This window comes from Azospira sp. MPR-E4, from assembly GCF_058809645.1.
This window is the reverse complement of record NZ_JBXAST010000098.1, coordinates 1-5050: the sequence shown is the minus strand read 5'-3', so window position 1 is coordinate 5050 and position 5050 is coordinate 1. Positions and strand designations below refer to the sequence as shown.

Annotated in this window: 5 protein-coding genes; 3 read left to right on the top strand and 2 right to left on the bottom strand. The window is 64.5% G+C overall.

What is annotated here, in order from left to right:
- Positions 1 to 171 precede the first annotated feature (171 nt).
- Positions 172 to 651, top strand: a complete 480-nt coding sequence (locus tag AC1RTA_RS16330) for an RDD family protein (protein ID WP_014238541.1) — start codon at positions 172 to 174, stop codon at positions 649 to 651.
- A 97-nt stretch (positions 652 to 748) separates the two neighbouring features.
- Here the strand turns inward: AC1RTA_RS16330 and lptG are convergent, their stop codons facing one another.
- A complete protein-coding gene (gene lptG / locus AC1RTA_RS16325) occupies positions 749 to 1855 on the bottom strand; it encodes an LPS export ABC transporter permease LptG (protein WP_492785336.1) in 1107 nt (368 codons plus the stop codon).
- Positions 1852 to 2937, bottom strand: a complete 1086-nt coding sequence (gene lptF, locus AC1RTA_RS16320; protein WP_014238543.1) for an LPS export ABC transporter permease LptF — start codon at positions 2935 to 2937, stop codon at positions 1852 to 1854. Before lptF ends, lptG begins: the two co-directional genes overlap by 4 nt.
- Positions 2938 to 3038: 101 nt before the next feature.
- Here lptF and AC1RTA_RS16315 point away from each other — a divergent pair, with 101 nt between their 5' ends.
- Both AC1RTA_RS16315 and AC1RTA_RS16310 read left to right on the top strand, forming a co-directional pair.
- Complete coding sequence (locus AC1RTA_RS16315) at positions 3039 to 4535, top strand: leucyl aminopeptidase (protein WP_014238544.1); 1497 nt, start codon at positions 3039 to 3041, stop codon at positions 4533 to 4535.
- Between the two features lie 15 nt (positions 4536 to 4550).
- Positions 4551 to 4982 carry a DNA polymerase III subunit chi gene (locus AC1RTA_RS16310; RefSeq protein ID WP_014238545.1) on the top strand — a complete coding sequence of 144 codons (432 nt, stop codon included), beginning with the start codon at positions 4551 to 4553 and terminating at the stop codon, positions 4980 to 4982.
- Positions 4983 to 5050: the final 68 nt, after the last annotated feature.

The following is a 5050-nucleotide window of genomic DNA, read 5'->3' as shown; positions in this document are numbered from 1 at the left end:
TCCCAGACCGACGCCCCCCGCCCTGCCTAACGGCAAGAAGGTGCTGGGCAAAGGCGGCATCCCCCAATTGCCCCATCCGCCCCAGATTCTGCGCATTCCGGGCGACGGACAGATTCCCTCCCTGCTGCCGCCCATGCCGAAGCGGGCGCCGGCACCCAGCCGCAAGCCCTGATGACTTCCCGCCCCGACTCCACCCTGGCCAGCGGCCAGGGCAAGCCTGCCGCCCCCGACCAGCGCAGCCCGGCCAGCCTGTTCCGCCGCCTGGCCAGCATGCTTTACGACACCCTGCTGGCCCTGGCCGTACTTTTCCTCGCCTGGCTCCTGCCCCACATCCTGCTGGGGCTGGTCGGCAAGGTCATGGCACACCCCGCCCTGCTGTGGGGTCACTTCTTCCTGGTCCTGCTGCTTTACTTTGGCTGGCTCTGGCTCCATGGCGGCCAGACCCTGGCCATGAAGACCTGGCGCATCCGCCTGGTGAACGCCAACGGCGGCGGCATCCAGCCCCTGCAGGCCCTGTTGCGCTACCTGCTGGCCTGGCCCAGCCTGGGCTTTTTCGGCGCCGGCCTGGTGTGGGCCCTGTTCGACCGGGACGGCCAGTTCCTGCATGACCGGCTGGCGGGAACCCGCCTGGTCAATAGCAACCACGCCTGAACCAGGGCAGCAGACAGGCTGCCAGCGGACAAAAAGAAACCGGGCTCAGGGCCCGGTTTCTTTTTGTCCATACGCAGGAATCTCCTGCCGCCTGCGCCTAACGCCGTTCGACCCACCACATCATGCCCATGGCCGCCAGAAGGAACATGGCGGACGGCGCCACCGCGCTGGAGAAGGGTGGCCAGCTGTTGATGATGCCCAGGTTGGAGAAAAGGCCGTTGAGCATGTGGAAGAACACCCCCAGCATGACACCGGAGAAAATTTTCAGGCTGACGCCGCCCACCCGGTTGTGGCTGTAGCCGAAAGGCAGGGCCAGGGCCACCATCACCAGGGCCGCCAGGGGATAGACCACCTTCTTCCACAGGGCGATTTCGTAACGCTGGGTCTTTTGCCGGTTGTCGGAAAGGTGCTTGATGTAGGACATCAGGTTCCACACCGACATGCGCTCCGGGACCACCAGCAGCACCGAGAGGATGTCCGGATTCAGAGCCGACTGCCACATCACCTCGTCCTGGTGAGCCACCCGGCCCCGCACCGGCTGCCCCTTGGCGTCGTGCTCCAGGATGGTCTGCTCCACGCTGTTGAGGCGCCATTCGCTGGAGGGGAGATATTCGCCTTCCTTGGCCTCGCTGACCATCTGCAGCCGCTGCTGGTCGTCGAACTCGTAGATGCGGATTCCCAGCAGCTTGGCTTCCGGCGTCACCGTGCGCACGTTGATGAAGCGGTTTTCGTCCTTGACCCACAGACCGGTGCGGAAATCGGCGGAAAGGGCCGTGCCCTGGGCCTGCAGGCGGATGCGCTGGCCCAGCTTCTCCGACGGCGGCGCCAGGAACTCACCAATGATGAAGGTGAGGAAGGCAAACAGGGCCGCCACCCGGAACAGGGTCATCAACAGCTCCCGGGTCGACAGGCCGGAAGCCCGCAACACGGTGATTTCCGAATGCCGGGCCAGGGTGGACAGGGCGAAGAGGGAGCCGATCAGCACGGCGATGGGCATCAGTTCATAAATGCGGCCGGGCAGGGTCAGGGTCACAAAAATGATGGCGTGCTGGATGCGGTAGGCCCCCTTGCCGATATCCCCCAGCTCGTTGATCAGGTCGAAAAAGCCGAAGAGGGCGAGAAATGCCGCCAGCACCAGCAAAGTGGAAAAAAACACCTCACGGAAGAGGTAGCGCTGATAGGTCTTGCCGAGAGGAAGCTTCATTTACGCAGCCGCAGGAAAGAGAACACCGCGATGCGGCGGAAGAACAGCAGGGGCAACAGGGCCGCCATCAGCACGTGCACCAGCCACCAGCCGGTGGAGAAGGAAAGGCGCCCCTGGGCCACCCAGGCCTGGCTGACGGAGAGCAGATTGCTGTAGATGGTGAAGGTGAGCAGGGCCAGGATCATGTTGGCGGAACGGCCGGCCCGGGGATTGACGAAGCTCATGGGAATGGCCAGCAGGGCCAGCACCAGGGCGGACAAGGGCACCCCCACCCGCCACAGGAACTCGGCCATGTAGCCGGGACTGCCGTTTTTCAGCAATTCCCTGGTGGATGTGTTTTTCGGCGTCTTTTCGATGCCCTGGCTTTCCTTGGTGTCGACCCGCAGGGCATAGCGCACGAACTCCAGTACCCGGAACTCGGGAATGCCGGGCGTCACTTCATAACGACGGCCATGCTCCATGACCATGAAACGGTCGCCGTTTTCCATCTGTTCGGAACGGCCGGTGGCGGCCATCATGACCCCCAGTTTCTGGTGCTGCATGGAACTGACGAAAATGTTGCGCACCTGGGTCGAATCGTCCGCCACCGCCTCGACGAACACCACGCGCTGGGAGGAACTGGCTTCCTTGAAGGCACCCGGGGAAACCTGGGCCGTGTCGTCCCGGTTCTGGCCGGTCAGCTTCTGCCGGTACTCGGCACTCATTTTCAGGGCCCAGGGCGAAATCAGCAGGGACAGCAGGGCGATGCTCACCACCACCGGCAGGGTGAAGGTCAGCACCGGCCGCACCCAGGCGGTGAGGGACTGGCCAGAAGCGAACCACACCACCATTTCCGAATCCCGGTAGCTGCGGGACAGGGTCAGCAGGATGGCCATGAACAGGGTCAGGGACAGCAGCACCGGCAGGGAATTGAGGGCGGCGAAGCCGAGCAGGGCCACCACGGCCTCGGATGCGACCTGGCCGGCAGCGGCCTGGCCCAGCAGGCGGATCAGCTGGGTGGTCAGGAGAATGGCAAAGAGGGCGATAAACACGCCCAGGGCCGCCTGGGTAAATTCACGCCGCACGGCGCGCTGGAAAATCATGCTTTGACTTTGCCGAAAGGAAACGGTGATAATCGACGCTGAATTTGCGGTTTAGCTACTTTTTTGCCGATTTATCACAAAGTTACGGATAGGAGCGGACGGTGGAATTTAGCATAAAAAGCGGTAGTCCGGAAAAGCAGCGCAGCGCCTGTGTAGTGGTCGGAGTTCACGAACCGCGCAAGCTGACCCTGCCGGCGGAACTGCTGGACAACGCTGCCCGCAGCTATATTTCCGACATCATTCGCCGCGGCGACATGGAAGGCAAGCTGGGCTCCACCCTGCTCCTGCACAACGTGCCCGGCACCCTGTGCGACCGGGTCCTGCTGGTGGGCCTGGGCAAAGAGAAGGAATTCCGGGAAAAGGAATACTGCCAGGCCGTGCGCACGGCGGTGAAAACCCTCAATGAAACCGGCTCCTTCGACGGCGTCGTCTTCCTCACCGAAATTCCGGTCAAAAAGCGCACCGTCAGCTGGCGTGTGCGCCAGGCCGCCATCGTCGCCCAGGAAACGGTTTACCGCTTCGACCAGCTGAAGAGCAAGAAGGACGAAGTCCGCCGCCCCCTGCGCAAGCTCACCTTCGCCGTCGAACGGCGCAACGAACTGACGCCGGCCGAAGAAGCCCTCAACCAGGGCCTGGCCATCGCCGAGGGCATGGCCCTGGCGAAGAACCTGGGCAACCTGCCGGGCAACCTGTGCACCCCCACCTACCTGGCCGAGCAGGCGACCGCCATGGCTCAGGAACACGGCCTGGAATGCCAGATCCTGGAAAAGGGCGAGATGGAAGCCCTGGGCATGTTCAGCCTGCTCTCCGTCGCCCGCGGCTCCCACCAGCCGCCCAAGTTCATCGTCCTGCAGTACAAGGGCGGCAAGAAGGAAGAGAAGCCCCTGGTGCTGGTGGGCAAGGGCATCACCTTCGACACCGGCGGCATTTCCCTGAAGCCGGCCGCCGAAATGGACGAGATGAAGTACGACATGTGCGGCGCCGCCAGCGTCCTCGGCACCATCAAGGCCGCCGCCCTGATGAAGCTGCCGGTGAACCTGACGGTGATCGTGCCGGCCACGGAGAACATGCCCGGCGGCAGCGCCACCAAGCCCGGCGACGTGGTCACTTCCCTCTCCGGCCAGACCATTGAAGTCCTCAACACCGACGCCGAAGGCCGCCTGGTGCTGTGCGACGCCCTCACCTACGCCGAACGCTTCGAGCCGGAAACGGTGATCGACGTGGCCACCCTCACCGGCGCCTGCGTCGTCGCCCTGGGCGCCGTGGCCACCGGCCTCTTCAGCAACAACGACAGTCTGGCCCGGGAACTGGCCCACTGCGGCGACGAGGCCTTCGACCGGGCCTGGCACATGCCCCTGTGGGAGGACTACCAGGAGCTGCTGAAGAGCAACTTCGCCGACATGGCCAACATCGGCGGCCGTTACGCCGGGGCCATCACTGCCGCCTGCTTCCTCGCCCGTTTCACCAAGAAATTCGAGTGGGCCCACCTGGACATCGCCGGCACCGCCTGGAAATCCGGCGCCGACAAGGGCGCCACCGGCCGCCCCGTGCCCCTGCTCACCCATTACCTGCTGAAGCGGGCCGGCAAGCTGGATTAAGGCAGGCCCACGACCATGACCCGGGTGGACTTCTACTACGACGTGCCGAACAAGCTGGCCATCGCCGTCAAGCTCGCCCACAAGGCATTTTCCCAGCGCCTGCCCCTGGCCATCTACACCTCCCAGCCCCCCGTGGCGGAGCAGATCGACCGCCTGCTGTGGACCCAGCCGGCCCTGGGCTTCCTCCCCCACTGCCGGGCCGACGCGCCCCTGGCGGCGGAAACGCCGGTGCTCATCGCCGAGACGCCGGCCGCCCTGGAACGCCTGCCCCAGGACGAGCTGCTGATCAACCTGGACGACGAGGTGCCGCCCGGCTTTGCCCGCTTCAAGCGCCTCATCGAGATCGTCGGCCGCGAAGAGGAAGACAAGACGCCCGGCCGGGCCCGCTTCAAGTTCTACAAGGATCGGGGCTACGAAATCAACCGCCACGACCTTTCTGCCAAATGAGCGACTTCATGAACGGCAACGACGGCACCCCGACCCCGCCGACGGGCAACTCCAGCGTCATCCCCTTC

What these genes read in the sequence shown, in the direction of transcription:
- AC1RTA_RS16330 (WP_014238541.1), top strand. Translation starts at nt 172, where the DNA reads ATGACTTCCCGCCCCGACTCCACCCTGGCCAGCGGCCAGGGCAAGCCT.
- lptG (WP_492785336.1), bottom strand. Translation starts at nt 1,855, where the DNA reads ATGAAGCTTCCTCTCGGCAAGACCTATCAGCGCTACCTCTTCCGTGAG.
- lptF (WP_014238543.1), bottom strand. Translation starts at nt 2,937, where the DNA reads ATGATTTTCCAGCGCGCCGTGCGGCGTGAATTTACCCAGGCGGCCCTG.
- AC1RTA_RS16310 (WP_014238545.1), top strand. Translation starts at nt 4,551, where the DNA reads ATGACCCGGGTGGACTTCTACTACGACGTGCCGAACAAGCTGGCCATC.